This window comes from Agromyces humi, from assembly GCF_009720255.1.
In the GTDB taxonomy this organism is placed as follows: Bacteria; Actinomycetota; Actinomycetes; order Actinomycetales; family Microbacteriaceae; genus Agromyces; species Agromyces humi.
Genome location: NZ_WJSP02000340.1, coordinates 1 through 4053, shown reverse-complemented (window position 1 = coordinate 4053; position 4053 = coordinate 1). Strand labels below are relative to the sequence as shown.

Genomic DNA, 4053 nt, shown 5'->3' with positions numbered 1-4053 from the left:
GCTGCCCCCGGCACGGCCCCGCAGCCCGACCGCCGCATCTCCGACGCCGAGGGCGACGACAAGCTGCCCGGCCGGATCGTGCGCCGTGAAGGGCAGCCGGCCAGCGGCGACCTGGCGGTCGACCAGGCCTACGACGGCCTCGGCGACACGTTCGAGATGTTCGCCCGGGTGTTCGCGCGCGACTCCATCGATGACGCGGGCATGCCGCTCGAGGCCACCGTGCACTACGGCGACCGCTACGACAACGCCTTCTGGGACGGCGAGCGCATGGTCTTCGGCGACGGCGACGGCGAGGTGTTCCGGGGGTTCACCCAGTCGATCAGCGTGATCGGCCACGAGCTCGCGCACGGCGTCACCGAGCGCACCGCGCGACTTCGCTACCAGGGCCAGTCGGGCGCGTTGAACGAGCACGTCTCCGACGTGTTCGGCGCGCTCGTGGAGCAGTACGCCATGGGGCAGGATGCCGCGTCGGCGACCTGGCTCATCGGCGAGGGCGTCTTCACCGACGCCGTCGAAGGCCGCGCCATCCGCTCGATGAAGGCGCCCGGCACCGCCTACGACGACGACGTCCTCGGCAAGGACCCGCAGCCCGACCATTTCGACCGCTACATCGAGACCGACGACGACAACGGGGGCGTCCACCTCAACTCGGGCATCCCGAACCGCGCCTTCGCGCTCGCCGCGATCGAGCTCGGCGGGTTCGCCTGGGAGACCGTGGGGCGGGTCTGGTACGACGTGCTCACCTCGGGACGGCTCCGGCCCGACGCCGACTTCCAGACGTTCGCCAACGAGACCGTGCGCGCCGCGACCGAACGATACGGGCGGGCCTCGCGTGAGACCCGGGCCGTGCAGGGCGGTTGGTCCGCGGTGGGCCTCGAGACGGTTCCGGCCGCCGCCGCCTGAGGCGACGCCGACCCGCGGCACCTGCCGCAGCCTCTCCGGCAGGGCGGGAGGAGCCGGGCGGGAGTAGCCGGGCGGGAGTAGCATCGCGGGCATGGACGTCATCGTGTCCCGGACGGGCGGCCTGGCGGGCCTTCGGCTCACGTGGGAGGTGCGCGTCGACGAGCAGCCCGACGCCGACCGGTGGTACCTCCTCCTCGAGGAGATCCCGTGGAGCCAGCCTCCGCCCCTGCCGCCCGAACCCGACCGGTACGTCTATCGCATCCGGTGCGAGCCGCACGAGGCGACGCTCGCCGAGCGCCAGTTGACCGGGCCCTGGCGCGAGCTGGTCGACCGGGTGCAGGAGGTCACGGAGCCGGCACGCGGCTCGGCCGGTGCGAATGCGGAGGGTCGGCCGGCGCCGACAGGTCCGCCCGCACCACCCCGAGCGCGATGAACCCCTGCGCCGCGAGGTACGTCGACATCACCACCACGTCATGCGGGCCGAAGTCGTAGCCCGGCAGGAATCGACCCAGCGCGAGCACCGAGTCGGACACGACGAACAGCGCACCGCCGGTCGCGATCAGGCCGCCGAGTCGCCCCGCCAGCGCCGCCATCGCACCGAGCACGAGGCCGTACGCCGCGACCGGGGCGAGCAGGGCGCCGAGATGAGGTCCGAGCAGGGCGAGGAAGGCGAGGTACCAGACGGCGTAGCACGCGGTCCACGCGGGGAGGCGAGGGGTACCCGCGGGTGTCCTGAGGAAGAGCGCGATGTACGCCACGTGCGCGAGCAGGAACACGCGAGGCCCACGACGAACCACAGGTCTCCGGCGAACGTGAGCGAGGCGTCCCCGCCCCATGAGAGGACGATGGCGACGACGAGCAGTGCCGGGGCGTGGCCGCGGAGCGGTCGCACGCTGAGCACCACGCCGAGGACGAGGGCGGGCATGAGCACCAGCTTGGAGAGCCGCGCGACGTCGTCGAGGCCGGCGACGAGCGCGGCGACGTGCGCGATCGACACGAGGAGGTACGGCGCGAAGGCGAGCAGGACACGACGGCGGTCGCCCCGGACGTGCTCGCCTTGGCGGTCGGGCTGGGGGTCGGCCATGTATCCGGTCACGTCGTCGTGCCCCTCGTGGGGTTCGCCCGTCGGGCGTCACCAGATCGTACCGAGCACGCCCCGGCACGCGGCATCCGGAACCCTGTCGCGTCGCGCCCGACGGCCGGGCGCGACGAAGGCCGGCGGGCTCATGCCCACCGGCCTTCGTCGTTCGGAGGTGCTGCGCTCAGCTGACGCCGAGGAGGTCGATCACGAAGATCAGGGTCTTGCCGGAGAGCTGGTGTCCGCCACCGGCGGGGCCGTAGGCCTTCTGCGGCGGCACCGTCAGCTTGCGGCGACCGCCGACCTTCATGCCCGGGATCCCCTCCTGCCAGCCGGCGATGAGCGCCTGCAGCGGGAAGTTGATCGACTGGCTGCGGCTCCACGACGAGTCGAACTCCTCGCCGGTCTCGTACTCCACGCCGAGGTAGTGCACGTCGACGGTGGAGCCCGCAGTGGCCTCCGCGCCGTCGCCCACCACGATGTCCTCGATGACGAGTTCGACGGGGGCCGGACCCTCGGGGGCGTCGATCTCGGGCTTGCTGTTCGTGTCAGTCATGGCTCCCATCCAAACGGACGCGGCAGGCATGGACAACCGTCCACCCCCCTCTTGCGCTGACTGCGAACATCACGCACTCTGGAATCCGAGAACTCGTCGCCCCGTAGAGATGTCGGCAGTGCCACACCACAGGGCGGCGAGTTTCCTTGTGCGGGGCAGGTGTTCCGCAGGCGCCTCGAACCGCGGGATTCAGCGCAGCAGCGCGGCCCGGTCGGCGGCCACCGCCTCCAGGAGCGCATGCTCGTCGACGGCCCCTCGGCGCCCGTCCCGGGCGGTCGCCATCCGCTGCCTGGTGAAGGCGAGGTGCGTCGCGTCCCTGATGAGCCGGCGCATCAGCGCCGTGCGAGGCGGCGTCTGCGCCCTCGCCCAGGCCTTGGCCTGCCGGCGTCCGGCGGGCGTGGCGAGCATCTCGACCTCCGCGGGGCTGAACCAGCCGGCCGCGCCGTACTCCGCGAGTCGGGTCCTCGTGATGCGCGCCTCCTGGCGGCGCAGGTACACCGTCACGAGGAGCGCCCCGATGAAGATCGGCACCTGCACGGTGAAGTACAGCCCGATCGCGTCGTCGGCGAACGCCAGCGAGCCGTTCCACAGCGCGTGCAGCAGGACCGCGCCCGTGAGCCCCAGCAGGAACCAGCCGATCACGCGTGGGCCGCCGCCACGGCTCGCGCCGATGCCGATCGCGATGCCGATGCACGCGGTGAACAGCACGTGGGCGAACGGCGAGAAGATGCCGCGCAGCACGAAGGTCGCACCGAGCTCGCTCGCACCGCCCTCGGCGAGTGCCTGGCCGAAGTAGAGGATGTTCTCGGTGAACGCGAAGCCCGCGGCCGCGGTCGCGGCGTAGACGAGCCCGTCGACCGGGCCGTCGAAGTGCGAGCGCGAGAACGCGAAGATGAGCAGTACGCCGAGGCCCTTGGCGAGCTCCTCCACGAGCGGTGCCTGCACGACCGCCTGCAGCGCCTCATCGGGGCTGGCGCCCGGTTGCGCGAACGCCATGGCGAGCTGCACGCCGAGGTCCACGATGAGCGCGATCGCGACCGCGACCGCCGCGCCCCACAGGAACGCGAACCACAGCGCCCACCGCGGCTCGGGCTCCCAGCGGTCGATCCAGCGCACCGCGAGCAGCACGATGCCCAGGGGCACCAGTGCGAGCACCGTGCCGATGACGAGCGTCGAGACGCCGAGGGCCGCCGCGAGGTACGCGAGGACGAGCAGCGCGACCACGCCGGGTAGAGAAGGATCAGTGTGACGAGGAACAGCAGGGCGGCAAGCGGCCAGGCCACGATCGGCCCGCCTGCTGATCCGGTCGGCGGGTCCGGTCCCGAACTGGAGTTCGGCGACGATCGCGCCGAGTTCGGCGAGGCGGTCGGTGGCGCGGTTCTGCTCGTGCCGCGGCGGTTCTCGAGCCAGACCGATTCGATCCGGACCTGTTCGCGCGTCATCCCTTCACCGATCCCGCCGTCAGGCCCTTCATGACCTGCTGGTTGAGGAAGAGGTAGATGACGAGCGTGCCGAA

At 71.9% G+C, this 4053-nt stretch carries 5 protein-coding genes; 2 read left to right on the top strand and 3 right to left on the bottom strand.

The features are described 5' to 3' along the window. Both GH736_RS18560 and GH736_RS25640 read left to right on the top strand, forming a co-directional pair. A partial coding sequence (locus GH736_RS18560) for a M4 family metallopeptidase (protein ID WP_159605993.1) occupies window positions 1-903 on the top strand: 903 nt, incomplete at its 5' end. Window positions 904-994: 91 nt separating this feature from the next. After that, window positions 995-1336, top strand: coding sequence for a protealysin inhibitor emfourin (locus GH736_RS25640; RefSeq protein WP_328596907.1), 342 nt, complete (start codon window positions 995-997; stop codon window positions 1334-1336). On the opposite strand, the gene GH736_RS18555 is transcribed toward GH736_RS25640, so the two are convergent. From GH736_RS18555 to GH736_RS18545, 3 genes are all read right to left on the bottom strand, one after another. Beyond that, entirely contained in the window at window positions 1248-1679 is a 432-nt protein-coding gene (locus tag GH736_RS18555; RefSeq protein ID WP_159605991.1) for a lysoplasmalogenase, read from the bottom strand. The two genes, GH736_RS25640 and GH736_RS18555, sit on opposite strands and share 89 nt — an antisense overlap. Window positions 1680-2165: 486 nt before the next feature. Continuing rightward, a complete protein-coding gene (locus GH736_RS18550) occupies window positions 2166-2537 on the bottom strand; it encodes an FKBP-type peptidyl-prolyl cis-trans isomerase (protein ID WP_159605989.1) in 372 nt (123 codons plus the stop codon). 189 nt (window positions 2538-2726) lie between these two features. After that, complete coding sequence (locus GH736_RS18545) at window positions 2727-3761, bottom strand: PrsW family intramembrane metalloprotease (protein WP_159605987.1); 1035 nt, start codon at window positions 3759-3761, stop codon at window positions 2727-2729. Window positions 3762-4053: the final 292 nt, after the last annotated feature.

Coding starts and splice junctions, on each gene's coding strand:
- GH736_RS18550 (WP_159605989.1), bottom strand. CDS start 2,537: ATGACTGACACGAACAGCAAGCCCGAGATCGACGCCCCCGAGGGTCCG.
- GH736_RS25640 (WP_328596907.1), top strand. CDS start 995: ATGGACGTCATCGTGTCCCGGACGGGCGGCCTGGCGGGCCTTCGGCTC.